The organism is Streptomyces sp. NPDC019443, from assembly GCF_044389785.1.
Lineage (GTDB): Bacteria > Actinomycetota > Actinomycetes > Streptomycetales > Streptomycetaceae > Streptomyces.
Genome location: NZ_JBIRYJ010000003.1, coordinates 689,034 through 712,348, shown reverse-complemented (window position 1 = coordinate 712,348; position 23,315 = coordinate 689,034). Strand labels below are relative to the sequence as shown.

The 23,315-nt window shown below is 68.6% G+C and carries 31 protein-coding genes; 10 read left to right on the top strand and 21 right to left on the bottom strand.

What is annotated here, in order from left to right; translation table 11 throughout:
- Positions 1–155: 155 nt before the first annotated feature.
- The 3 genes from ACH492_RS13625 to ACH492_RS13615 all read right to left on the bottom strand — a co-directional run bounded on the left by ACH492_RS13625 (position 156) and on the right by ACH492_RS13615 (position 1,135).
- On the bottom strand, positions 156–488 hold the full coding sequence (locus ACH492_RS13625) for a hypothetical protein (RefSeq protein ID WP_398985954.1): 333 nt from the start codon (positions 486–488) through the stop codon (positions 156–158).
- A 213-nt stretch (positions 489–701) separates the two neighbouring features.
- A complete protein-coding gene (locus ACH492_RS13620) occupies positions 702–896 on the bottom strand; it encodes a WhiB family transcriptional regulator (RefSeq protein ID WP_398985952.1) in 195 nt (64 codons plus the stop codon).
- Between the two features lie 5 nt (positions 897–901).
- Entirely contained in the window at positions 902–1,135 is a 234-nt protein-coding gene (locus ACH492_RS13615; RefSeq protein WP_398986225.1) for an HNH endonuclease, read from the bottom strand.
- On the opposite strand from ACH492_RS13615, the gene ACH492_RS13610 reads away from it, so the two are divergent.
- Positions 1,055–1,300 (top strand): hypothetical protein, encoded by a 246-nt coding sequence (locus tag ACH492_RS13610; RefSeq protein WP_398986241.1) that lies wholly within the window; start codon positions 1,055–1,057, stop codon positions 1,298–1,300. The two genes, ACH492_RS13615 and ACH492_RS13610, sit on opposite strands and share 81 nt — an antisense overlap.
- Before the next feature lie 11 nt (positions 1,301–1,311).
- Here the strand turns inward: ACH492_RS13610 and ACH492_RS13605 are convergent, their stop codons facing one another.
- The 7 genes from ACH492_RS13605 to ACH492_RS13575 all read right to left on the bottom strand — a co-directional run bounded on the left by ACH492_RS13605 (position 1,312) and on the right by ACH492_RS13575 (position 6,612).
- The gene (locus ACH492_RS13605) at positions 1,312–1,494 is read right to left on the bottom strand and encodes a hypothetical protein (protein ID WP_398985950.1); all 183 of its coding nucleotides are present in this window, start codon (positions 1,492–1,494) and stop codon (positions 1,312–1,314) included.
- The gene (locus ACH492_RS13600) at positions 1,491–1,733 is read right to left on the bottom strand and encodes a hypothetical protein (RefSeq protein WP_398985948.1); all 243 of its coding nucleotides are present in this window, start codon (positions 1,731–1,733) and stop codon (positions 1,491–1,493) included. Before ACH492_RS13600 ends, ACH492_RS13605 begins: the two co-directional genes overlap by 4 nt.
- A 150-nt stretch (positions 1,734–1,883) precedes the next feature.
- Positions 1,884–2,969 (bottom strand): WD40/YVTN/BNR-like repeat-containing protein, encoded by a 1,086-nt coding sequence (locus ACH492_RS13595; RefSeq protein WP_398985947.1) that lies wholly within the window; start codon positions 2,967–2,969, stop codon positions 1,884–1,886.
- Between the two features lie 177 nt (positions 2,970–3,146).
- Complete coding sequence (locus tag ACH492_RS13590; RefSeq protein WP_398985946.1) at positions 3,147–3,902, bottom strand: SDR family NAD(P)-dependent oxidoreductase; 756 nt, start codon at positions 3,900–3,902, stop codon at positions 3,147–3,149.
- Positions 3,903–3,994: 92 nt separating this feature from the next.
- Positions 3,995–5,074 carry an NADH:flavin oxidoreductase/NADH oxidase gene (locus ACH492_RS13585; protein WP_398985944.1) on the bottom strand — a complete coding sequence of 360 codons (1,080 nt, stop codon included), beginning with the start codon at positions 5,072–5,074 and terminating at the stop codon, positions 3,995–3,997.
- Between the two features lie 106 nt (positions 5,075–5,180).
- Positions 5,181–5,993 carry a dimethylargininase gene (gene ddaH / locus ACH492_RS13580; RefSeq protein WP_398985942.1) on the bottom strand — a complete coding sequence of 271 codons (813 nt, stop codon included), beginning with the start codon at positions 5,991–5,993 and terminating at the stop codon, positions 5,181–5,183.
- A 127-nt stretch (positions 5,994–6,120) separates the two neighbouring features.
- Positions 6,121–6,612, bottom strand: coding sequence for an Lrp/AsnC family transcriptional regulator (locus tag ACH492_RS13575; protein ID WP_307664921.1), 492 nt, complete (start codon positions 6,610–6,612; stop codon positions 6,121–6,123).
- Between the two features lie 197 nt (positions 6,613–6,809).
- On the opposite strand from ACH492_RS13575, the gene ACH492_RS13570 reads away from it, so the two are divergent.
- On the top strand, positions 6,810–7,160 hold the full coding sequence (locus tag ACH492_RS13570) for an ArsR/SmtB family transcription factor (RefSeq protein ID WP_398985939.1): 351 nt from the start codon (positions 6,810–6,812) through the stop codon (positions 7,158–7,160).
- Between the two features lie 26 nt (positions 7,161–7,186).
- On the opposite strand, the gene ACH492_RS13565 is transcribed toward ACH492_RS13570, so the two are convergent.
- Positions 7,187–8,542 carry an FAD-dependent oxidoreductase gene (locus ACH492_RS13565; RefSeq protein ID WP_398985937.1) on the bottom strand — a complete coding sequence of 452 codons (1,356 nt, stop codon included), beginning with the start codon at positions 8,540–8,542 and terminating at the stop codon, positions 7,187–7,189.
- Positions 8,543–8,682: 140 nt separating this feature from the next.
- Between ACH492_RS13565 and ACH492_RS13560 the strand changes: the two genes are divergently transcribed.
- Complete coding sequence (locus tag ACH492_RS13560; protein ID WP_398985935.1) at positions 8,683–9,393, top strand: DUF6214 family protein; 711 nt, start codon at positions 8,683–8,685, stop codon at positions 9,391–9,393.
- Here ACH492_RS13560 and ACH492_RS13555 read toward each other — a convergent pair.
- A complete protein-coding gene (locus ACH492_RS13555) occupies positions 9,371–10,036 on the bottom strand; it encodes a DUF305 domain-containing protein (RefSeq protein WP_398985933.1) in 666 nt (221 codons plus the stop codon). The genes ACH492_RS13560 and ACH492_RS13555 overlap by 23 nt on opposite strands.
- Positions 10,037–10,212: 176 nt before the next feature.
- On the opposite strand from ACH492_RS13555, the gene ACH492_RS13550 reads away from it, so the two are divergent.
- Positions 10,213–11,718 (top strand): LVIVD repeat-containing protein, encoded by a 1,506-nt coding sequence (locus tag ACH492_RS13550; protein WP_398985931.1) that lies wholly within the window; start codon positions 10,213–10,215, stop codon positions 11,716–11,718.
- Here ACH492_RS13550 and ACH492_RS13545 read toward each other — a convergent pair.
- From ACH492_RS13545 to ACH492_RS13520, 6 genes are all read right to left on the bottom strand, one after another.
- Positions 11,700–12,347, bottom strand: a complete 648-nt coding sequence (locus tag ACH492_RS13545; RefSeq protein ID WP_398985929.1) for a TetR/AcrR family transcriptional regulator — start codon at positions 12,345–12,347, stop codon at positions 11,700–11,702. The two genes, ACH492_RS13550 and ACH492_RS13545, sit on opposite strands and share 19 nt — an antisense overlap.
- A 171-nt stretch (positions 12,348–12,518) precedes the next feature.
- Positions 12,519–13,214 (bottom strand): HAD family hydrolase, encoded by a 696-nt coding sequence (locus ACH492_RS13540; protein ID WP_398985927.1) that lies wholly within the window; start codon positions 13,212–13,214, stop codon positions 12,519–12,521.
- A 19-nt stretch (positions 13,215–13,233) separates the two neighbouring features.
- On the bottom strand, positions 13,234–13,920 hold the full coding sequence (locus ACH492_RS13535; RefSeq protein ID WP_398985925.1) for a phosphatase PAP2 family protein: 687 nt from the start codon (positions 13,918–13,920) through the stop codon (positions 13,234–13,236).
- A gap of 34 nt (positions 13,921–13,954) precedes the next feature.
- A complete protein-coding gene (locus tag ACH492_RS13530) occupies positions 13,955–14,890 on the bottom strand; it encodes a M56 family metallopeptidase (RefSeq protein ID WP_398985923.1) in 936 nt (311 codons plus the stop codon).
- A gap of 95 nt (positions 14,891–14,985) precedes the next feature.
- Positions 14,986–15,531 carry a DUF5134 domain-containing protein gene (locus ACH492_RS13525; RefSeq protein WP_398985921.1) on the bottom strand — a complete coding sequence of 182 codons (546 nt, stop codon included), beginning with the start codon at positions 15,529–15,531 and terminating at the stop codon, positions 14,986–14,988.
- Between the two features lie 138 nt (positions 15,532–15,669).
- Positions 15,670–16,056, bottom strand: a complete 387-nt coding sequence (locus ACH492_RS13520; protein WP_398985919.1) for a VOC family protein — start codon at positions 16,054–16,056, stop codon at positions 15,670–15,672.
- A 74-nt stretch (positions 16,057–16,130) separates the two neighbouring features.
- On the opposite strand from ACH492_RS13520, the gene ACH492_RS13515 reads away from it, so the two are divergent.
- Positions 16,131–16,682 (top strand): GNAT family N-acetyltransferase, encoded by a 552-nt coding sequence (locus ACH492_RS13515; RefSeq protein WP_398985917.1) that lies wholly within the window; start codon positions 16,131–16,133, stop codon positions 16,680–16,682.
- A 24-nt stretch (positions 16,683–16,706) separates the two neighbouring features.
- Here the strand turns inward: ACH492_RS13515 and ACH492_RS13510 are convergent, their stop codons facing one another.
- Together ACH492_RS13510 and ACH492_RS13505 are read right to left on the bottom strand one after the other, a co-directional pair.
- Positions 16,707–17,357: a glycerophosphodiester phosphodiesterase gene (locus tag ACH492_RS13510; RefSeq protein WP_398986223.1), complete on the bottom strand. Its 651-nt coding sequence runs from the start codon at positions 17,355–17,357 to the stop codon at positions 16,707–16,709.
- Between the two features lie 103 nt (positions 17,358–17,460).
- Positions 17,461–17,586 (bottom strand): hypothetical protein, encoded by a 126-nt coding sequence (locus ACH492_RS13505; protein ID WP_307664934.1) that lies wholly within the window; start codon positions 17,584–17,586, stop codon positions 17,461–17,463.
- Between the two features lie 291 nt (positions 17,587–17,877).
- Here ACH492_RS13505 and ACH492_RS13500 point away from each other — a divergent pair, with 291 nt between their 5' ends.
- From ACH492_RS13500 to ACH492_RS13480, 5 genes are all read left to right on the top strand, one after another.
- On the top strand, positions 17,878–19,275 hold the full coding sequence (locus tag ACH492_RS13500; protein ID WP_398985915.1) for a DUF6421 family protein: 1,398 nt from the start codon (positions 17,878–17,880) through the stop codon (positions 19,273–19,275).
- Positions 19,276–19,301: 26 nt separating this feature from the next.
- Positions 19,302–20,057 (top strand): SDR family NAD(P)-dependent oxidoreductase, encoded by a 756-nt coding sequence (locus tag ACH492_RS13495; protein ID WP_398985913.1) that lies wholly within the window; start codon positions 19,302–19,304, stop codon positions 20,055–20,057.
- The gene (locus ACH492_RS13490; RefSeq protein ID WP_398985911.1) at positions 20,036–21,115 is read left to right on the top strand and encodes a threonine aldolase family protein; all 1,080 of its coding nucleotides are present in this window, start codon (positions 20,036–20,038) and stop codon (positions 21,113–21,115) included. The genes ACH492_RS13495 and ACH492_RS13490 overlap by 22 nt, the downstream gene beginning before the upstream one ends.
- Before the next feature lie 78 nt (positions 21,116–21,193).
- Complete coding sequence (locus tag ACH492_RS13485) at positions 21,194–21,772, top strand: transglutaminase family protein (protein WP_398985909.1); 579 nt, start codon at positions 21,194–21,196, stop codon at positions 21,770–21,772.
- 13 nt (positions 21,773–21,785) lie between these two features.
- Positions 21,786–22,493, top strand: coding sequence for a B3/4 domain-containing protein (locus ACH492_RS13480; RefSeq protein ID WP_398985907.1), 708 nt, complete (start codon positions 21,786–21,788; stop codon positions 22,491–22,493).
- A 4-nt stretch (positions 22,494–22,497) separates the two neighbouring features.
- On the opposite strand, the gene ACH492_RS13475 is transcribed toward ACH492_RS13480, so the two are convergent.
- Positions 22,498–23,220, bottom strand: a complete 723-nt coding sequence (locus tag ACH492_RS13475; protein ID WP_398985905.1) for a lysophospholipid acyltransferase family protein — start codon at positions 23,218–23,220, stop codon at positions 22,498–22,500.
- Positions 23,221–23,315: the final 95 nt, after the last annotated feature.

Genomic DNA, 23,315 nt, shown 5'->3' with positions numbered 1-23,315 from the left:
TGAATCTGGCCGACTACGGCCAGGCGATGTGTTCTTGATCTGACGTCATCCAGTGCCTGGATGACATGGGGGCTCCTGCGATGCGGCCCAAGAAATAGCTCTTGGCGCATCTCTCCAGGGTTTCCCTGGCGCTGTGCGAGATGTGTTTCGGGGCCTCAGCCCGCCTTTTGGGCGGGCTCTTGCTCGGCACGATCGGGCCTCCCGATGTACTCAATGATCATCACGGGCTTGGGATCGTGGAAGCGGACGTCTTCGCGTCGCACCCACTTGATGGCGTTGCCCTTGCCGGTCTTGACCTGGACGCGAATCCACTGCCCGTCAGAGGTCTCGCCCTGGTAATAGCCGCTGGCCACCAAGCCGTTGTGGCGCACCCACATGTCACTGTCGCCACGGCCGGGCGGGAAGGGGGGCGTGTCGTGCTCCGGTAGCGGCAGGTCGATGACAGCGCTCCGGCCTGCTCGGTCTGGACCCGGCAGTGCTCCCGCCATTCGGCAATGAGCTCTTCACCAAGAGGCTTGGTAATGCCGGTCATGCGCCTGATGTCGGCCCAGTCCATGGGCAGGTTCTTGGGTCGGAGCCGAGACAGCTCCTTGCCCCAGGCAAGGCGTAGCGACGGCTCCCAGCTCTTGGCCTTGCGGGGCAGCTTGCGGCGCTCCAAGTGCCGCTCATGCTCGTCCTTGCCGCCCCACACCCCGAACTCCTCACCGAGGGTGTCCCGTCGGCATTCCTCCAGGACAGGGCTGCGCGCAGATCTCCTTGGCCTTGTTCCAGGACTCCTGCACATGCGGGAACGGCGTACGCCCCAACTGGCTGGCGTTCTCAGCGAAGAAGAGCGCTGGACTCACGTCCTGACACAGAGCCCGGTCTATCCAGCGCCGCTCCGGGGCATACAACATCCGAATCACCGCCTTCGCTCACGGCGGCAGCTGCGGCAGCTGCGATGGTTCTTCGGGGAGCGGTACGTGTTCTCCGTGTTGTACGGATGGCCCCGCAAGCAGTGGGTCTTTATGGCGCGCCGGGCGGGGATCGTGTCACCTCTCAGAGTGTTTTCTCGATGCGTTACCGCCTCCAGGTGATCCGCACGTACGCATGCGCGCACTCGGCAAAGGTGGTCCAGCTCCGTGCCCTCCGGCACGGACCCGTACGCCAGCTCATAAGAGAGGCGATGGGCGTACGCGGCCTGGCCGCCCAGCTTGAACTGGCCATAGCCGGACTGTGTCCGGCAGCCGAGCCACAACATGCAGCCCTGCTCATTCGGCAGGGCGACCTTGGCGTAGAAACGCCGCTCGTCCCGCTCTAGCACATCGCCTCCTATCGGTATTCGCAGTACGCCGCGATGGCGAGGACGCCGACACCCGCACCAATGACGGCCTCGGCGAACGCCCAGGCGATGCGATTGCCGTTCTTCCGCAGGAAGCGGAGGAGGTGTAGCCGGTCGCGGATACGAGAAAGGCCGCCCTGAAGGCGGCCAGGCGGTGTTTCGTCAGTCGTCACGTCAGTCCCTTCTTGACCAACTCCAGCTCGCGCCGGAGACGCTCGTTCTCCTGCACCACGCGGTATCCGGCGCGGCTGCCCGCGGCCTCCTGGCCGCGCTTGTACGCCAGCTCGAAGTGGGGCAGCACCGCCGTCACCACGGCGGTGACCGCCGGGTAGCTGGACTCCGTGTCCATGTACGGCGCGAGGGCTTCGCGTATGTCCACGCGAAGATCCACGCGTCCCTTGTCTCTGGCCATGGGGCCTCCCAACGAGAAGAGCCACCGCGCTTGGCGGTGGCTCTTGGGTATTCGCGCTGGTCAGGCGGCCAGGCGCATTTGAAAACGAATGACACCTTGCGGTGCCCGCTCGCACGGGGCGTCACTCTACTGGTGCGGCGGCCATGTCTCTCAACCCATGGCCGCCGCCCGTACGCAGAGCACATCCGGCAGGTGGGAGGCGAGCAGCTGCCAGCTGTCTCCGTCGTCCGCGCTTGCATACACCTCGCCGTTGCGATTGCCGAAGTACACACCGGCCGGATCCGCGTCGTCCGTGCGCAGCGCGTCCCGCAGCACAGTGCCGAAGTGGTCGCCCTCGGGCAGCCCGGCCGACAGCGCCTCCCAGCTGCCGCCCGCGTCGCTCGTACGGTAGACGCGACAGCGACGTCCGGCAGGCACTCGGTCCGCGTCGGCCGTGATCGGGAAGACATAGGCCGTGTCGGGGCGGTGCGGATGTGCGGCGACCGCGAAACCGAAGTCGGACGGCAGCCCCTCGCCGATGTCGGTCCACTTGGCGCCCGCGTCGTCGCTGCGGTACACACCCCAGTGGTTCTGCAGATACAGCCGGTCCAGATCGCCCGCGTCCTGTGCGATCTTGTGGACGCACTGCCCGAACTCCGGGTTGGGGTCGGGCAGGAAGACCGCCGACACCCCCTGGTTGGAGGGTGCCCAGCTTGCGCCGCCGTCCTTGGAGCGGAACACCCCGGCCGCCGACACCGCGACCGTCACGGCCTGAGGGTCCCGGCGGTCGGTCACCACGGTGTGCACCGCCTCACCGCCGCCGCCCGGTTCCCACTTCGAGCGGGTGGGATGCTCCCACAGGGGCCGTACGAGCTCGAAGGTCGCGCCGCGGTCGTCCGAACGGAACAGCGCGGCAGGCTCCGTCCCCGCGTACACAACGTCCGGCGCGGCGGGACCGGCCGGATGCAGCTGCCAAACGCGCTCCAGTGACGCCCCGGTGTCCTTGGGGAACTTCACGGCCGGTTGCTCCGGCTCGATCCAGGTCTTGCCGAGGTCGTCGGAGTGGAACACCGAAGGGCCCCAGTGCGCGCTGTCGCCGCCCACCAGCAGGCGGGGCACGGACCGGCGCGTGTCGATCCCGATCGAGTACACGGCCTGCGCATTGAAGTGCGGGCCGTCGAATTCCCATGTGCCGCCACGCCTGCGGCCGATGAAGAGCCCTTTTCGAGTGCCTACGGTCAGAAGAACATCGGTCATGGCCTTTTACCTCCAGGACGCCGCTGTCTCGGATACGGGCCAGTCTGCACCCGCCCACTGACAGCGGCCCGTGGGGCGGGTCTTTTCGCAGCTCAGCCCGAGTGTGAAACGGTCTTCGGGAACGGTCTTCGGGAACGGTCTTCGGGGGCGATCTGTGCAGACGGTTGGGCGGACGGTTCAGTCGACGACCGACCCGCCGGTGATGTTGAGAGCTGTCGCGGTCATCGAACGAGCCAGGTCCGAGGCGGCGAAGACCGCCACATTGCCGACGTCGGCGAGCGAGGCCGCCCGGCCCAGCATGGTGTTCCCTGCGATCTCCTCGGTGATGGCCTTGCCCCACTCGAATCCCTCGGGGATCGTCTCGGGCACGCCGCCGGTCTGGAGTGTGAGGACTCGGATACCGTGCGGGCCCAGCTCGCAGGCCAGATTCCGGCGGAGGGACTCCACGGCGCCGAACGCCACCTGGAATCCGCCCATGTAGTGGTCGCGCGGCGGGTCGCCGTAACCGCCGAAGGCGAGGATCACGCCGGACTTCTGCCTCATCATGTGCCTCGCGGCGGCCCTGGAGGTCAGGAACATCGTGCGTACGGCGTTGTGGACCGGCCGCTCGAAGTCCGCAAGCGCCATCCCGGCGAGCGGCGTCCCCTGGACTTCGGCGTACGAGATGAGATTGAACGAGATGTCGAGGCTCCCGGCCCGCTCGGCCACGGCATCGGCGTGCCGGTCGACCGCCTCCTCGTCGAGCGCGTCGACCTGATCGGTCTCGGCCGTGCCACCCGCGGCGCGGACGGCATCGGCGACCTCTTCCAGGCTCTTGCGGGTGCGTCCGGCGAGATGGACCCGCGCACCTTCGCGGGCGAAGGCGCGGGCGACCGCCCCGCCGATGGCACCTCCACCTCCGTAGATGACGGCGTTCTTGTTTTCGAGCAGCACGATGTGCCTCCTGAGTACGTACGTACTCAGTGCAGACCGGCCGGGGCCCCTGAACTCATCGGTCGCCGGAGTGCCGGGATCTCACGGGGATCTCAGACCGAGCGGTGGTACTGCTCCGGGATGCGCATCTCGCCGCCCAGCTCACGGGCCGCGTGCCGGGCCCACGACGGGTTACGCAGCAGCTCGCGGCCGAGCAGCACCGCGTCGGCCTCGCCGTTGCCCAGGATCTTCTCCGCCTGCCCGGCGTCGGTGATCATGCCGACCGCGGCGACCGGGAGCCCGGTCTCCGCCTTCACCTGCGCGGCGAACGGCACCTGGTAGCCGGGTCCGGCCGGGATGCGCACCCGCGGTGCGTTGCCGCCGGTGGAGACGTCGAGGAGGTCGATGCCGTGCTCCTTGAGCAGGGTGGCGAAGCGGACCGTGTCGTCGGCCGTCCAGCCGGCCTCGTCCAGCCAGTCGGTGGCGGAGATACGGAAGAAGAGCGGCAGCTCGTCGGGCCACACCGCGCGCACAGCGTCGACAACCTCGAGTGCGAAGCGGGTGCGGTTCTCGAAGGACCCGCCGTACTCGTCGTCCCGCTGGTTGCTGTGCGGCGACAGGAATTCGCCGATCAGATAGCCGTGTGCACCGTGGATCTCGGCGACCTCGAATCCGGCGTCCAGCGCGCGGCGGGCGGCGGCCGCGAACTGGCCGGTGATGTCCCGTATCTGAGTGGCCGTCACCTCGGTGGGGACGGGGTGCCCCTCGTCGAAGGGGAGCGGGCTTGGCCCGAGCGGCTGCCAGCCGTAATCGTCGGCGCCCACCGGTGCGCCACCCTTCCAGGGGCGGTCGGTGGACGCCTTGCGCCCGGCGTGCGCCAGCTGGATGCCGGGGACGGTGCCCTGGCTCCCCAGGAAGCGGGTGATCCGGCGGAACGCCTCGACCTGGGTGTCGTTCCAGATCCCGAGGTCAGCGGGGCTGATCCGGCCCTCCGGGCTGACCGCGGTCGCCTCGGTGAGGATCAGGCCCGTGCCGCCGGTGGCGCGGGCGGCGTAGTGGGCGAAGTGCCAGTCGTTCGCGACGCCGGCGTTCGGGCCGAACACCTCCGCGCTGTACTGGCACATGGGTGCCATCCAGACGCGGTTGGGGACGGTAAGCGACCGCAGGGTGTAGGGCTGGAACAGCGCGCTCACGGCGGACTCCAATCGGGGTGGGGCCGGTGTACGACTCGTACGATACCCATCGTAGTACGGGGAGTGTCAAACTACGAGAGTTCTCGTACATTGCACCGGCGACGCCCTACTCGCGGAGCTCCTGCGTGCAGCACTTCGCTCCGCCGCCAGCCTTGCGGAACTCCGAGAGGTCCACGGAGACGGGGACGTAGCCGAGCGCTGCCACGTCCTCCATGAGGCCCGTCGCGTCCTGCGCCATCACCACATTGCGTCCGTCGGAGACGGAGTTGAGCCCGAAGGCCAGCGCATCCTCCCTGGTGGCAACGACGGCGTGCGGGAAAAGAGTCCGCAGGACCTGCTGACTGCCTTTGGAGAAAGCGCCCGGGTAGTAGGCGATATTGCTGTCGTCGAGAGCGAAGAGGGCTGTGTCCAGGTGATAGAAATGCGGGTCGATCAAGTGAAGACTCACTGTCGGCGTGCCGAAGAATTCCTGGACTTCGGGATGGGCTGCCGGAAGCGTGCGGAACCCGGTGCCGGCGAGGATGTATCCGCCGACCGGTGTGAAGTCGCCTTCTCCTTCGCAGGTATGGGACGGGATCCGAGTCTCGAATCCGGCCCTCTGGAACCAGGTCCGGTAATGGGCGGCTTCCGGTTGCCGCTCCGGTGCATGGAATTGTGCGCCGAACGCCTTGCCGTCGAGCACCACTGCCGAATTGGCCGCGAACACCATGTCGGGGAGATCCTCGACCGGATCCACAACCTCCACGGTGTGACCCAGCTCGCGATACAGGGATACGAGCCCGTCCCACTGCTTCCGCGCCAGGCCGATGTCGACCGGCTCCCCCGAGGTCATCCAGGGGTTGATGGCGTAACGGACGTCGAAGTGCTCCGGCGGGCAGACGAGATACCGGCGCTTCCTCGCGGTTCGGATGGACGGCATCCGCGTCTTCCTCTCATCGGACCGGGGGTACCCACCACGCTAGAGATGGTGACGGACAGCGACAAGACGAATGAATTGCGTCTACTCGCAACAATGTTGCGTGTAAGGGATGTGGAGCCACTACTTGTTAGGTCAGGTCCGGCGTGATGCTTCCCGATCCGGCCTCGGGGCTGCTCGGCAGAAGGTGCGAGAGCACGATGAAGCTGTTGGTGGCCTTCACGAAAGACTCGGACCGGATTCGTTCGAGGACGTCCTCGAAGTGCGCGACGTCCAGCGCCCTGATGTGCAGGATGGCGTCGGCTCGTCCGGTGACCGTCACGGCTGACTGGACCTCGGGGTGATTTCGGACCACCTCCGCCAGTCTCCTCGGCGGAGCGGCTCCGTCACAGAACACCTCCACATACGCTTCGGTGTGCCAGCCGAGCGCCGCGGGCTTCACCACCGTGGTGAAACCTGTGATCACCTCCTGCTCCCTGAGCCGGTCCACCCGGCGCTTGACGGCGGGCGCCGACAGGCCGATCGACACGCCGATCTCCCGCAGACTCGCCCGCGCGTCGGCCATCAGGGCCGAGATGATCTTGCGGTCGAGTTCGTCGAGGTCAGCTCCGCGCCGGGACATGGAGTCAGCTCCTTTCGCGCACTGCACCGCGCCTCACGGCTGTACGAGGAGCACGGTTCGCGGCGATCATGCCATCCGTCGTCCCGCATTGCCTGTGCGGCTCGGCTCTTCGGCTCGTACGGCATTCACCGTATTACGGCGAGTGTCAAACTACGAGAGCCCTCGTACAATGGAGACCCCGATGAAGTGGAGCCGCCGTGACCACCGTGACAAGCCCCCGCGTGCTTGCCCATCCCACGCGCGAAGAGATCCGTCTGGAGAATGTGCTCCACGCGCTCTCCGACCCGATGCGGCTGCGTGTGGTGCGTGAGCTCGCGAGGGCCGAGGACAAACTGTCCTGTTCGCACTTCGACCTGCCCGTCACCAAGTCGACGACCACCCACCACTTCCGCGTCCTGCGTGAGAACGGCGTGATCCAGCAGACCTACCAGGGCACCGCCAAGATGAACGGACTGCGGCGGGACGACCTGGACGCGCTTTTCCCCGGGCTGCTCGACAGCGTCCTCGCCGCCGCCGGCGGCCAGGCGGAGCGCCTCGGCGAGGGCTGAGGCGCGGGCGCGCCCGCGCCCGTCGCTCAATCGCCCGCCGCGCTCAACAGCCCTGGCCAGTCAGGGATTTTGACGGTACGCCGGCCGAGCGTGCGGCCCAGCACCGACTCCGCCGTCTCGATCGACAGCCAGCCCGGCCACTGCACGGGGCGGTGTCCAGACTTACGCAGTTCGGCCAGCGGATCCTCGGCGACGGGCCGAAGTGCGAGCGTCGCGGCATCGTCGAGAAGCGAGGCCACCGTTTCCTTGGCGCACGGCCGGTTGGTGCCGATCACCCCGGTCGGGCCGCGCTTGATCCACCCCGCCACGTACTCCCCGGGCGACGGTACGCCGTCCCGCAGTATCCGCCCGGCCGCGTGTGGCACCGTGCCGCGGCCCTCGTCGAACGGCAGCCCGGGCAGCGGGACACCGCGGTAGCCCACTGCCCGCAGCACCAGCTGAGCCTCGATCTCCTCGTACGCTCCGGTGCCCCGAATGCCTCCGTCACCGTCCGGAACGGTGCGCTCGAACCGTACGCCGGCCACCTGCCCACCCTGCTCCAGCAGCTCCACCGGACGCAGGAAGAACCGTAGATGGATCTGGCGGTCCCGGCTCTGCGCAGGCTGCGCCGCCCAGCCGCGTACGACATCGAGGTTGCGCCGGTTGACCGCGGGCAGCGCGGACACGGCGGAAGCAGATGGATCCGCGTACGCGGGGTCGAGCGCGAGGTCCGCGGGATCGACCAGTACCTGGGCCGCAGGCAGCGAGCCGAGCTCCCGCAGCTCCTTGGTGGTGAACTTCGCCTGCGAGGGGCCGCGTCTGCCCACCATGTGCACCTCGCGCACCTGGCTGAGCGCCAGCGCCCCGAGTGCCGTCTGCGGCACATCGGTGGGCCGCAGCTCGTCCGCGCCCCGCGCGAGGATGCGGGCCACGTCGACGGCCACATTGCCGACGCCGATGACCACGGCCGAACGGGCCCCGAGAGCGAAGCCGTTGCCCGCCGAGTCGGGATGCGCGCTGTACCAGGAGACGAAATCGGTGGCCGAGCGGCTGCCGGGCAGATCCTCGCCGGGAATGCCGAGCCTGCGGTCCTTGGCGGCCCCGACGCAGTAGACGACGGCGTGGTAAAGCTCCAGGAGCCGCTCGGGGCCGAGCCCGTGCCTGCCCACCTCCACATTGCCGATGAAGTCGATCCGCTCGTGCTCCAGCACCGTGCGCAGATTGTTCTGCAGGGACTTGATCTTCTCGTGGTCGGGCGCGACTCCGTAGCGCACGAGTCCGTAGGGGCAGGGGAGCCGGTCCAGTACGTGCACCCGCACATCCGGAACCCGGCTCTGCTGGACGAGGTCCTGCGCGGCGTAGACCCCGCTGGGTCCCGATCCGACGACAGCGACGCGAAGCACAGCTGCGCTCCTTCCCGCAGGGGATTCCAGCATCGCACCGGTATGCGCAGATCGGGGAGATGCTCTAACGGGGTGTCTTGTGTCGTCACGATGTGCGTGCCGCCGCGGAAGGTCCGGATTTGGCTGGTTACGTGCTAATTGTGCAAGAAACTACGTTTCTTAACGCTAATGATCAGTATGACCTGGGTGGGGCGCTGCCCTACCCACCCGTCTGGGAGCTACAAGGTGCCGGCACGGTCACCTCGGAGCCCAGCGGCCCCGACCCCGAGATCCCCGACCCCGAGATCCCCGGCCCTCAGATCCCCGGCCCTCAGATCCCCGGCCCTCAGATCCCCCCGCCCTGGTTCAACGTCCGGCTGACCTTTGCCGACGGTGCCCGCATCGACGTCCTTGCCGTCGTCGACGACGGGCAGATCGCCATTGAGGATCTGCATGCCGATCCGCCGCTGCCGCTCGGGGGCTTCGCGGTGCTCGCAGAGCGGATCGAGGACCCGCTCGAGGACGCCTGCCGGGTGGCCACGCCGCCACCTGCCCCCGATGAACCGGAGCCCGCCCCACCCTGCGCCGGCGGGCACGCGGACGCGCCGGGTCCCGACCGCCGCCGGGCCCGCCCAGCAGTGCCGCGCGGCAGCGCCGGGCGGCGGATGGCGGCCGACGCCTACCGGGCCGCGCAGCAGGACGGGCGCGACCCGGTGCTCGCCGTGATGGCCGCGACCGGGCGGAGCCGCCGCAAGTCGCTCCGGCTCATTGCGGGCGCCCGAGACGAGGGCTATCTCGCGCCACGCCACAACCGCCGCCGGCCCGAGCCAGGCGCCGTCCAGCGGAAGGTCACAACGCGCGCATCCGGTTGATCTCACTCGTCTGCTGAGCGATCACATCGCTCGCCATCTCCTCGATCAGGATGTTGTTGCCCTTCGACAGGGCGTCGGTGGCCATGGTGATGGCCCCCTGGTGGTGAGTGATCATCAGCTTCAGGAAGAGTTCGTCGAACGCCTTGCCCTTCGCCCCGCGCAGCTGGGCGAGTTGGGCCGTGGTGGCCATTCCGGGCATCGGGGCCTGCCCGTGGTCGTGACCGCCCTTTCCCTTCGCCCCGCCGTTCGTTTTCAGCCACCCCTGCATCGCGCCGATCTCCGGCTTCTGTGAGGAGGCAATCCGCTCCGCCAGCCGCTTGACCTGTGTGGATCCCGCGCGGTCCGGTGCCAGGGCGGTCATCTGCAGCGCCTGGCCGTGGTGCGCGATCATCATCTGCGCGTAGGAGAAGTCCGTCACGTTGGGGGAGTCGTCGGGGGCGGCCTTCACGGCTTCCTCGGGGGAGAGGGTCCTGGCCGGCTCACCCGGTTTGCCCGGTGCCACCACGGAGGGTCCGGCAGCGCCCTTGGCCCTGGCGGGAGTGCCGGAGTCCGACTCGCAGGCACCCATAGCGAGTACGGCGGCCGAGACCGCGGCCAGGGCGACCGACCTGCGGACACACGCGGCCCTACGGCGGTTCAACACGGTGACCTCCTGTGGCACTTGGGGTGTTTGGGGACGTTCCTAGCACGCTTCCGCACGCCGTTGATCAAAAACTTTCATTACGTCCGTGTTGCCATCTGTTGAGATGTACATGGAAGGGAAGATACTGCCGAGGTCCGTGAACCGTTCAACTGCGAACGGATACAAGGGAGGACGCAGTGACCCTGTTGCACCCCACCCGAGTGCGGCGCAGACGTCTGGGCGTGGCGGCAGCCGCGGCCGGGCTCCTCGCCACACTGCTGACGGCCGGACCAGCGGTCGCCACACCCGACCCCGGGGACACCCCCGCCCAGGGAAAGGTCTCATCGGGGCAGGCCGCCGACACCAAGGCGGCTATCAAGAGCGGCGAGATACCTCCAGTGGACGCGGTCGTGCACAGCGACAACGTCGAACACCTCGTCAACATCCCCAAGGAAGCCCTCAAGGGCACCAATTCGGACCTGGCCTTCCAGGGCAAGTACGCCTACGCGGGCAACTACGACGGTTTCCGGATCTTCGACATCAGCGATCCGCGAGCCCCGAAGACCGTCGCACAGGTCCTGTGTCCCGGCTCGCAGAACGACATCTCCGTCTCCGGTGACCTGCTCTTCCTGTCCACCGACTCCTCGCGCAGCGACAACTCCTGCAACAGCACCACGCAGCCCGCGACGGAGAAGTCGTCCTGGGAGGGCATGAAGATCTTCGACATCAGCGACAAGCGCAACCCGAAGTACGTCGCCGCCGTCGAGACCTTCTGCGGCTCCCACACGCACACGCTGGTGCCGGAGCGCCGCAACGTCTACATCTACGTCTCCTCGTACTCGCCGAGTGCGACCTTCCCGGACTGCCGGCCGCCGCACGACGGAATCTCCGTCATCAAGGTGCCGCGCAAGGCCCCCGAGAAGGCGGCGGTCGTGAACTTCCCGGTGCTCTTCCCGGGCGAGGGCCCGGACGGTGGCGGCAACCCGGGCTCGCCCACCAACCCGGGCGTCTCCAAGACCACCGGCTGCCACGACATCACCGTGCTCCCGTCCAGGGACCTGGCCGCCGGCGCCTGCATGGGTGACGGCATCCTGTTCGACATCAAGGACCCCGAGCACCCGAAGGTCATCGACCAGGTCCAGGACAATGTGAACTTCGCGTTCTGGCACTCGGCGACCTTCAACCAGAAGGCGAACAAGGTCGTCTTCACCGACGAGCTCGGCGGCGGCGGCGCGGCCACCTGCAACGCCACGATCGGCCCGGACCGCGGCGCTGACGGCATCTACGACATCGTTGGCAGGGGCGACCACCGCAAGCTGGTCTTCCGCAGCTACTACAAGATCCCCCGCCATCAGGCGGACACCGAGAACTGCGTGGCCCACAACGGTTCGATCATCCCGGTCAAGGGCCGCGACCTCATGGTCCAGGCCTGGTACCAGGGCGGCGTCTCGGTCTGGGACTTCACCGACTCCTCGAAGCCCAAGGAGATCGCCTACTTCGAGCGCGGCCCGCTGAGCGCGGACACGTTGATCGGAGGCGGTGCCTGGTCGGCGTACTACTACAACGGCTACATCTACGCGAACGACATCGCCAAGGGCTTCGACGTGCTGAAGATCAAGGACAGGCGCACGGATCCGGCGAAGCGGGTGCGGCTGCACGAGCTCAATGTGCAGACCCAGCCCGACTACTTCGACCGCGACTGATCCCCTGCCTCAACACGCGTTCCGCCGGGCGGTCTCTCGCCCGGCGGGACGCCGAGCTCCCAGTCGAGCTCGTACCGCTGGAACAGTTCCGCGCGCAGCCGAGCCAGCGGCATAGGCACCCCCGGCAGCAGGATCGCGAAAACCGCTCCCATCAGCAGGGCGCGCAGCAGCGGATAGTCGGCGTCGACATCCTGTGATCCGTAGCGCTCCACCGTGTCGCGCAGCAGGGCTGCAAGACGCTGCTGTTCCGGGCACTGCCAGAACCCCTCGGCCTGCAGGACCCCCGACATGTGCGTCCGCATCAGCATGGGCCGGTCGACCGCGAGCCCGAGGATGGCGTCGATCGCCCGCGCGAGCCGCTCGCGCCCGTCATCGGTTCTGGGTTCGCGCTCCAGCGCCGCTTCCAGTGTGCGATGCATCAAACGGTGCACGGCCGACTGCAGCAGCTGCCGTTTGCCCGGGTAGTAGTACGAGACAAGCCCGCGTGCCGAGCCCGCTCTGTCGGCGATGTCGGCCAGTGTCGTCGCCTCGTACCCGCGCTCTCCGACCAGCTCCACGGTGGCCTGCAAAAGCCGCTCCCGGGAACGCCGACGAAGCTCTTCATTGACCGATGCGCTCCGCGGGGACATGCTTGACTCCTGCGTTGACTGGCTCCGAGCCAATATACTCAGGGTGCCCCGGTGCGAGGCTTTCAGGGCCTGGTCAGCGGGGTGCTGCCCGAACCGGGCGACGCGGGGGATCGTCCGGTTTGGGTGGCTTTGTCATGCCTTAAGTGTGCCTCCGTGAGCCTCCGGTCGGTTTCAGTCGATGAGCCCGAGCACCGGGCGCAGCCCCGCCGGACGCTCCTCCACCGGCAGATGGTCCACGAAATGGACCGCACATCCCAGATTCGCGGCCCCGCCGTCCGCATATGTGTCGTCGCCGACCATCAGGACCTCGCCCGGATCCTTGCCCAGCGCCTCACAGGCCGAGCGGAAAAGGCGTACGTCGGGCTTCTGTACGCCGTGCTCGAACGAGAGGGCATACGCGTCCACCCAGGCATCCAGACCGTGGGCGCGGAAGACCGGCCGCAGGTCCCAGCCGATGTTGCTGACCACGGCGATGCCAACTCCCCACTCCCGCAGCGTGCGCAGCACGTCGGCGGCGTCGGGGTACGGGCGCCAGGCGGCGGGCGTCATATGGCGTTCGTAGAGCGCGTCGTACAGACCCGGGTCCGGAAGCTCCACCTGGCGGGCGAGACCGGTGTACGCGGCACGGTGCCGTTCCGCGCTCTCGTCGCGGGTCTCCCACAGCTCGGCGAGACCTGGTGGCATCCGCTGTGGCGACGAGCCGCCGGGGAGCGCTCCTGCCGCCGCCAACTGTTCGGCGTACCGGGCCAGTTCGGCCTCGGGGAGACTGCTGCCCCGTGCGTCGAGGACCGCGCGAAGCCAGTCCCGCGCGGGCTCGATGCGAAACAGCGTTCCGGAGAAGTCGAAGAGCACACCCTTGATCGCCATGACCGCGATCCTTCCGGGGTCAGCGCTGCCGGGACAAGACCACACGCTCGTACGCGGCGATCGACAGCGCCACCCAGCAGGCGCCGAGCAGCCAGCCGCCCACCACGTCCGAGGGCCAGTGCACGCCAAGGTAGAGCCGGGTGAGGCCGACCCCGACGACGGAGACTACGGCGGCCGCGATGCTCCAGTGCCACAGCCACCCCTCTCCTCCGTGCCGCCTGAGCAGCCACAGCAGCAGAGTGCAGCTGATCATGGCCGTCATCGCGTGGCCGGAGGGGAAGGCCGCGTAGTGCGCGGAGTCGACGGGATCCGGCCATTGCGGCCGCTCCCGGCCCACGGCGGACTTCAGCCCCTGCTGTAAGAGGGTGCCCACCGCGCTCGTTACCACGACCCACACCGCCAGCAGCCACTCCCGCAGCCACCACAGCCAAAGGACGGCCGCAGCGAGCAGTGCGCGCATCGTCCACGGGTCCCACACCCAGTCGGTGAGCACCTGGTTCACCCGGGTGAGCCCCGGCTCGGTCACAGCCCAGCCGTGCAGGCCGTCCGCGACCGTGTGGTCGAAGGAGACGAGGGGGGCCCAGGAAACCGCGACCAGGGTCAGCAGCACCGCCGAGAGGGCGGCGAGCAGCGCGCTCGTACGGGCGGCTGCGCCGACCCGGGTGTGCGCCGGCGGAGTGGGAGGCGCAGAGCGCTGGAAGTGCATGGGGGAGATCTTCGCCGCTCACCGGCTCATACAGCTATCCCAGCGCGCGCAGCGCGGGCACGAATGCCACCAGCAGGGGGATCACAGGCACCAGGGCGGCGGCCGCGGTCAGCCGCAGCCGGCGGCCCGCGGTGAGCCGCGGCACGGGTGTCAGCAGCCGGTTCACTCGCTGCGGCAGTTGGGCGTCCGGCGTGGGGCAGGGTCCGAACACGCCACGGTCCTCGTTGAGTTCGACCAGTGCCAGGGCGATCGTCAGCCGGCCGAAGCGCCTGGACGCGACATCGTCGGCCGCCAGCTCGACCAGCCGGTGCATCTCGTCGCGGAACGCCGCGAACACCGGGATCTGCGGAAAGCCGTTGGCGAGCGCGGCGGAACAGTGCAGCAGCCAGTCGTGCCGTGCCTGCGCGTGCCCCTGCTCGTGCGCCAGTACGGCATCGAGCTGTCCGTCTTTCAGGCGGCGCAACGCGGCCGTGGTGACAACCAGTTGGGGTGCCGCGCCCGGCAGCCACCAGACGTCGGGCCGCACGCCCTCCAGGACGACCAGAGGTTCGCTGCCCGGCTCCTCGCCCGGCATCAGAGGGGCACGCACCAGAAGCTCTGTGCGCCGCCGCTTGCGCCGGACATGAGCCCCATGGATCTCGCGGGTGAGCATCGCACCGGTCCACAGGCCCCCGCAGGCCAGGACGACAGCGAGGACGGCGGACCACGGTTCGTTCGCGCCGAGGGCGTACGCCTCCACCACCCCGTGCGGCGCGGGCGCGAAGACATGACCCCGGACAAGCTGCCAGGCCGCCGCCGCGCTGAACGTCATGGAGAGCGCGAAGCACAGCAGTACGGCCGCGACCACGCACTGCCAGACCCACAGTGCCACCACGGGCTCGCGCTCCGGCCAGTCGGCACGCGACACAAGTCGCGGGGCCACGACAGCGGCCAGTGCGCCGAGAAGCAGCAGCACGAGGGAGACCAACATGCTGTCAGCCTATGAGCGCGGGGCTACTTGCGGGTATGGCCGCGCGCTCCAAGTGACGTACGACACGGTTTCGGTGCGCCCCGCCCGCAGACGGCTCAGAGAGCGAGCAGCATCGCCAGCATGGCGAGGCCCATGGCGAGCCGGCAGGCCGGCGCCAGTTCGGGCCGCGCGCTCCAGGAGACCGTCGCCACACCGCCCGCGGGGGACGGCGCAGGCATCAAGCGGACGCCGGAGCGCAGCACGTAGACGGCGTAGTACACCAGCAGCCCGCCGGTGAGCAGGGGGATTCCGGCGGCCGCATGCCCGGGGTGGCCGCCGCCGGACGTCATCGCCACCGCCATGTAGACCATCGCGAGGGAACCCACGACGTGATGCAGATGGTGAGCGCCCCGGCGGGCCGGCCACAGGGCGCGCAGCGCCGCCGCCCCGAAGACAACCGCGTACACCACCCACCCCCAACTGGGCGGCGCGAACACGGCGGCGGGCACCGCCATCGCCGCCATCCCCCACCCCATCAGGGCTTCGCCGCCGGCCGCCTCGCGTGCCTCGCCGGAGCAACTGCGCATCCGCACCAGGCAGTACGCGCCGGTCCCGCCACACAGCGCGACGAGCAGCCAGCCGGACATGGCCGGTCCGTGCACGGCGCACCTCCCCCTTCGACGGTGTCAAAGAGTCGATGCCCGGCGGCTCGGGGGCCTACGCGAGCGCACGGAGGTGCACGGAGGTGCACGGGAAGCACAGCGCGGCAATCCGGCCCGCCCCGGACGCCCTGTGGCGGCTCAGGGGCGATACCGCAGCGGATGATCGGCCGGCACTTCGACGATCGCGATCCGGTGGCCGTCCGGGTCGGCGATCCACATCTCGATCAGGCCCCACGGCTCACGCCTGGGCGGCCGCAGCACCTCGACGTCCCGCGCGGACAGCTCGGCGTGGACCGCCGCCGTGTCCTCGACCTGGAGCCACAGCTCGGGACCGGTCGCGGCCGGGGCCGTTGAGCGCCCTGACACTTCCAGAAACCCGCCGCCCAGGAAGTAGACCGTGCCCCGCTCGGGACCAGTGCCGAATTCGCGGTAGACGGGGAGTCCGAGTGTCTGCCCGTAGAACCGCCGCGACCGCTCGGGGTCGGTCGGGCGCAGCAGGATCCGGCTGCTCAGCACATGCACCATGGGCAAACCCTAGGGCGGAGAGGTCCGGGTTAGTCTCGGGACACCTGTACACCGTCGAGATGGGAGTGCCCTCAATGGACACCGCACCGGCCCGGGAATCCGGCGAGCTCACCTACCGTGACGCGGTCGAGACCGATGTGCCCGCCCTCGTTCCGCTGATCGAGTCCGCGTACCGAGGCGATGCGAGCCGCACCGGCTGGACCACCGAGGCGGACATTCTCGACGGACAGCGCACCGACCCGGAAGGCGTCCTGGAGGTCATCAATGCCGCAGGCGGCACCCTCCTCATAGTGGAGCGCGGCGGCGAGCCGATCGCCTGCTGCCAGCTCGAGCACCGGGGTGAAGCTGTGTACTTCGGCATGTTCGCCGTCCGCCCCGAGCTGCAGGGCGGGGGCCTCGGCCGCCGGATCATCACGGAGGCGGAGCGCATCGCGCGCGAGCGCTGGGGGGCGCGCGAGATGCACATGACCGTGATCTCGGTACGGGACGAGCTGATCGCCTGGTACGAGCGCCGCGGCTACCGCCGTACGGGAAAGCTGAGCCCCTTCCCGTACGGCGACGAGCGCTTCGGCGTCCCGCAGCGCGACGATCTCGCCTTCGAGCTGCTGGTGAAGGAACTGTCCTAGAGGACGGTCCCGAGAACACGGTCTTCAGGCCGTGAACCGGCCGGTGCGCCGGATCTCGGGGAAGTCGGTGGTCGCGCCGTCGAGTTCGAGGGCGCGCACCAGCCGCAGATGCTCCTGGGTGTTCACCACCCAGCCGATCACATGAAGGCCTTCGCCGTGCGCGTGCTCGACGGTCTCCAGGGTCAGCCTGCGGATGTTCAGCGCGAGGGAGGCGGCGCCCACCGCCTTGGCACGGTCCACGACGTCGGCGCCCCATCGGCTGGCGATGAGCACCGTGCGTACACCGGGCACCAGACCCGCGATCTCGGCGACCGCGTCGTCGTGGAACGACGACACCTCGACGCGGTGCACGAGATCGCGGCTGAGCATCACCTCGGCCAGTGCCCGGGCCGCGGCCACGTCCTTGATCTCCGCCTGGAGCGGTGCCCGCACGGCGTCGAGTACCTCCTCGAAGACCGGCACCCGCTCGCCACCGCCCGCGTCGAGCTCCCGCAGCTCGGCGAGGGTCTTGTCGGCGATCGGGCCCTTTCCGTCGGTTGTACGGTCCACGTCGGCGTCGTGCATGACGGCGAGCGCGCCGTCCTTGGTGAGATGCAGATCCAGTTCGATGGCGTCCATTCCGGCCTGTTCGGCGCGGACGAAGGAGCGCAGGGTGTTCTCCGGCTCGACGCCCATGACCCCGCGATGACCGATGGTGAGGAAAGTCAAGATTCTCTCGCTTCCGTCGACGGCGGCTCCCGCGAGGCGCATCCCGGCAGCCGCGCGGCAATCACGCAGCCTAACGGCCCGCCTCCGCGATGGGACCGGTCTCGCGAGGGGGAGTGGAGTGGTCCGCTCTGGCCCCCGCGATCCCCAGGACGAAACCGGTGATGAGGGCTGCGACAAGGACGGCACGGGTGCTCACGCGATAAGGCTCCTGGAGAGGCGGGCGAGGGGTGGACCCTTCTGTCCTACCCATGGCGGGCCGCCCGCAGCCGGTCGCGTCACCCGCTCGTGGGCGCGTCCTGCACGGCTTGACGCGAGGTTGCGCTCAGCTGACGGCTTGGTCGAAGCAATCGCCTGAACGACCCCCGACCGCAAATAATTCGGTGATCATGGGGGTGGGACGGGATAATTTCCCAAGGTCCTACTTGTACGGGAGAACCACACACAGATACGGTGTCTTGACGCGAGGTTCTCCTGTGAAGGAAGTGACATGACGGAAATTCTTGTGCAGACCGCTGCCCCAGAGGGCATATCCCAAACCGCCCGGGTGATCGACCACCCGGCATGGCCGACGCTCAAGAATGCCGTCGAGGAGATCCGCCCCTGGCAGTCCAAGGACGGCTCCATCGACTTCGACGCCGAGGGCGCCCCCGCCCGCGTCACCGCCGAAGCCGCGCTCGGCCGCGTGATCGACGCCGTGGAGGAGCTCGCCGCGCTGCTCCCGCACGACGCCGCGTACCACCGCGCGCTCGTCGCCGATCTGCACAAGTGGGCCGACAGCGCCTTCGGTGTCCCCGACTTTCTGGACTCGCTGCTTGCCTTCCAGCCCGCCGCCACCCGCGCCGACGGACTGCAGCACCTGGTCCTTTTCCCCATGTACACGCAGAACGGCAACCCGGACCGCAATCTTGAGGCAGTCGTGCTGCGCATGGTCTGGCCCGAGTGGCTCGCCGAGCTGGAGCGCACCCGCTACGACAACCCCCTCTTCTGCGGCATCACCTTCGAGGACTTCACCGCGGGCTACGACACCAACTCCGCGGTTCTCTTCCCGGAGACCATCGCCGTGCGCGAAGCCCCCGAGCGATTCACCTGGGGCGGCATCTTCTGCGACCGCGAGGCCGCCCGTTTTCGCGCAGTCACCACGGAGGCCGTACGCATCCTCGGCCTCGAACTCCCTGACGACATCCGGGAGATGATCGGCGACCAGGCGCGCTGCGAGCAGGCCTTCGTGCTCTGGGACATGGTCCACGACCGCACCCACAGCCACGGCGACCTGCCCTTCGACCCGTTCATGATCAAGCAGCGCCAGCCGTTCTGGATGTACGGCCTGGAGGAGCTGCGCTGCGACCTCACCGCCTTCAAGGAGGCCGTGAAGCTGGAGGCCGAAGGCAACCAGCACGGCCGTGATGTGCAGTACGCGGTGCTGTTCGACCGGATGTTCCGCTTCCCGGTCACGGGTGACCGGGTGCGCAACTACGACGGGCTCGGCGGCCAGCTGCTCTTCGCGTACCTCCACAAGCACGATGTGGTGCGCTGGACCGACAACACCCTGAAGATCGACTGGGAGCGCGCACCGCAGGTCACCAACGAGCTCTGCGCCGAGATCGAGAAGCTCTACCGCGACGGCATCGACCGCCCCAAGCTGGTCCACTGGTTCGCCGCGTACGATCTGGTCTCGACCTACCTCGCACCACACCCCGGCTCGCGCTGGGCCAAGGGCCCGGACGCCCTCGATCTGTCACAGCCTCCGCGCAAGCTCGTCGACGACGTGCTTCCTGACGAGTTTCCGCTCAGCATGTTCTATGAGGCGCTCTCCAAGAAGCTGAAGTCGGTGATCGCCTCCACCAAGGGGATCACCGCGGAGACTGCCGAGCAGGTGGCTGCGTGAGCTCTCGTACGGAGGAGACTGGGACCATGAATGGAAACGGGAGCAGTCGGCTGGAGGGCGCCGTGGTCGCGGTCGCCGGAGCTGCGGGCCCGGCGGGCCGGGCCGCCTTGCTGCGGCTGGCCGAGGCCGGTGCGACAGTCGTGGCCTCGGACGCGGACACCGAGCGTCTTGCCGAGGCGGTCGACGCCGCCCGCTATGCGCACGGTGGCGCGACCGTAACCGGCGACACCGTCAATCTCCTCGACCTGGACGCCACCCGCGCATGGGCCGAGCAGACCGAGAAGGAGTTCGGCAGGATCGACGGTCTGGTCCATCTCGTCGGCGGCTGGCGCGGCAGCGCCACCTTCGCCGAGACCGAGCTCGCCGACTGGCAGTTCCTCGAGAAGCTGCTGATCCGCACGGTCCAGCACACCTCCCTCGCCTTCCACGAGCCGCTGAAGCGCAGTGACAGGGGCCGCTTCGTCCTGGTCAGCCAGTCCGGGGCCACCAAGCCCACCGAGGGCAACGCCGCCTACGCCGCGGCCAAGGCGGCCGCCGAGGCCTGGACCCTGGCGCTCGCCGACTCGTTCCGCAAGGCAGGGGGCGAAGAAGGTCCGAAGGCCGCGGCTGTCATCCTGGTCCTCAAGGCACTGGTGCACGACGCCATGCGCGCCGAGCGCCCGAATGCGAAGTTCGCGGGCTTTACGGATGTGACGGAACTGGCCGAGGCCATCGCCGGAGTCTGGGACCGGCCCGCCGGGGAAGCGAATGGACAGCGTCTGTGGCTGACCCCCAAACCGTGAAGACCGACGCCCGACGCCATCACGACCCCGAGGTACGCGGCTTCGCCAGCGACAACTACGCGGGCGCGCACCCCGAGATCCTCGCGGCGCTCGCCGTCGCCAACGGCGGTCACCAGATCGCCTATGGCGAGGATGTGTACACCGAGCACCTCCAGCGGGTCATGCACAGCCATTTCGGGCCGACGGCCGAGGCCTTCCCGGTCTTCAACGGCACCGGCTCCAACGTCACGGCGCTCCAGGCGCTCACCGACCGCTGGGGCGCGGTGATCTGCGCCGAGACCGCGCACATCAACGTCGACGAGGGCGGCGCGCCGGAGCGGATGGGCGGGCTGAAGCTGCTGACCGTACCGACCCCGGACGGCAAGCTCACGCCAGAGCTCATCGACCGGCAGGCGTACGGCTGGGACGACGAGCACCGGGCGATGCCGCAGGTCGTGTCGATCACCCAGAACACCGAGCTGGGCACGGTTTACACCCCCGCCGAGATCCGTGCGATCTGCGAGCACGCCCATGCGCGGGGCATGAAGGTCCATCTGGACGGGGCTCGGATAGCGAACGCCGCGGCGTCGCTGAACGTCCCCATGCGGACCTTCACCAATGCCGTCGGCGTCGACGTGCTCTCCTTCGGGGGCACGAAGAACGGCATGGTGTTCGGCGAGGCCGTCGTCGTCCTCAACCCGGACGCGGTGAGCCATATGAAGCATCTGCGGAAGATGTCGATGCAGCTCGCCTCCAAGATGCGTTTCGTATCGGTGCAGTTGGAGGCCCTGCTGGCGCGCGATCTGTGGCTGCGCAACGCCCGGCACGCCAACACCATGGCCCAGCGGCTGGCCGCGGGCGTCCGCGGCGTCGACGGTGTGGAGATCCTCCACCCCGTCCAGGCCAACGCCGTCTTCGCGCGCCTCCCGCACGATGTGAGCGAGCGGCTGCAGAAGCGTTTCCGCTTCTACTTCTGGAACGAGGCGGCCGGCGACGTCCGCTGGATGTGCTCCTTCGACACCACCGAGGACGATGTGGACGACTTCGTGCAGGCGCTGAAGGAAGAGATGGCCAAGTAGCCTCGAGTATTGCATAGATATGTGGCCGACCGGAAAATGATTGACTTCCGGTCGGCCACTTCCTTAGGGTCGGCGGCCATGGAGCTGATCCAGCAGAACCCTGAACTAGCCGCCTATCTAGCCGTCGACGAGGCGATCGACCATGAGCACCCGCTGGTACGCGAGACGGCCGGCCGCCTGCGTACCGATGCTGCTGATGCATACGCATACGCCAAGGCGGTCTTCGAGTTCGTACGCGACACCATCCCGCACTCGCACGATGCGGGGGATATGCGCGTCACCTGGCGCGCCTCGGACGTGCTGGAGCAGCGGACCGGCATCTGCCACGCAAAAGCCCATGCGCTGACCGCACTGCTGCGCGCCGAAGGCATCCCTACCGCCCTCTGCTACCAGCGACTGGGTGTCGTCCACGGGCTCGTGGCCGTGCAACTGCCGGGGCAGGGGCGGTGGTCGCGGCAGGATCCGCGCGGGAACAAGCCCGGAGTCGACGCGCAGTTCTCCCTCGATGTGGAGCGGCTGGCCTTTTCGGTGCAACCGGGGTCCAATGATGTGGACTATCCGGTACTCTATGCTGCACCGCACCCGGCCGTGCTCCAAGCGCTCCAGACCGCGTCGGACCGTGAGTCGCTATGGCTCCAACTCCCCACCGAACTGTGAGGCATCCCCGACCATGACGCTCACACTCACACTCACCGTCTCCGACGAGGTCAGGGACCTCGCGCCCGGCTTCATCCATCTCGCGGTCGAGGCGCGCGGCCTGGTCAACGGGTCCAGCAACGCCGACAGTTCGGCCCTGCTCGACGACGCCGCCCGCCGGCTCGCCGAGCGCCTGGACGGACGCGCCCCGCACGAGGACCCTCACATGGCCGCCTGGCGCGCCGCGTACTCCGCCTTCGGCGCCAAGCCGTCCCGTACCCGCAACTCCGCCGAGGCGCTGGCCAAGCGGGCGCTCGCCGACGGCGGGCTGCCGCGCATCAATGTGCTGGTCGACCTCTACAACGCGATCAGCGTGGCTCATCTCGTCCCGGTCGGCGGCGAGGACACCGACCACATCAAGGGCGGGATGCGGCTCGTACGCGCCACCGGCCAGGAGCCGTTCGTCACCGTCGCGGGCGGCGAGGAGGCCGTGGAGCAGCCGGACGCCGGCGAGGTCGTCTGGTGCGACGACGAAGGCGTCACCTGCCGGCGCTGGAACTGGCGTCAGGGAGTACGCACCCGGCTCACCGAGGAGTCGGTGAACGCGCTCTTCCTGCTGGAGGGTATGGCCCCCACGACGACCGGCGAGCTCGAGGCCGCAGCCGCCGAACTCGCCGAGTCGCTGGAGAAGTTGAGCCCCGGAGCGCGGATCACCGTCCGGCCGCCGCAGGCAGGGGTGTGACGCTTCAGCCGGCCTCGCGGACCTCGGCCGGAGTCGGCGCCGTACCCCCGAGGTGCGCGGGCACCCACCAGGTGTCGCTCGCGTCCTTGGGGCGTACGGGATAGGCGCGCTGCGCGGCTTCGAGAAGTTCCTGCACCCGCTCGCGCAGCCGCCGCGTGATCGCGCCCGCGTACTGGTCGGCAGGAGCCTCCACGGGCTCGCCCACCCGGATCGTCACCGGGATGTGGCTGCGCCTGAAGTTGCGCGGGCGGCCCTTCGTCCAGATCCGCTGGGTACCCCACAGCGCCATCGGGATCAGCGGAACGCCGGCCTCCTGGGCCAGCCGGGCCGCACCCGACTTGAAGGACTTGAGGGTGAACGACTGGGAGATCGTTGCCTCGGGGAAGACACCGATGATCTCGCCCGAGCGCAGCGAGTCCAGCGCGTGCGAGTAGGCCGCCTCACCCTGCTTGCGGTCCACCGGGATGTGCTTCATGCCGCGCATCAGCGGGCCGGAGATCTTGTGCCGGAAGACGGATTCCTTCGCCATGAAGCGCACCAGGCGCTTCTGAGGCAGCGCCGCGAGGCCGGTGAAGATGAAGTCCAGATAGCTGATGTGATTGCTGACCAGCACAGCACCGCCAGAGCGCGGGATGTTCTCCGATCCCTGAGTGTCGATCTTCAGGTCCAGCGCCTTGAACAGCGTGAGAGCGGCGCCGACGACCGGCCGATAGACGAGCTCTGCCATCAGGAGAGGGCCCTTCTGTTGTACCCGGGGAGGGTTCTCCCGGCGGAAGTTACGCAGCCGTAGGTTTTCGGCATTGGGCAGATCGTGCCCCATAC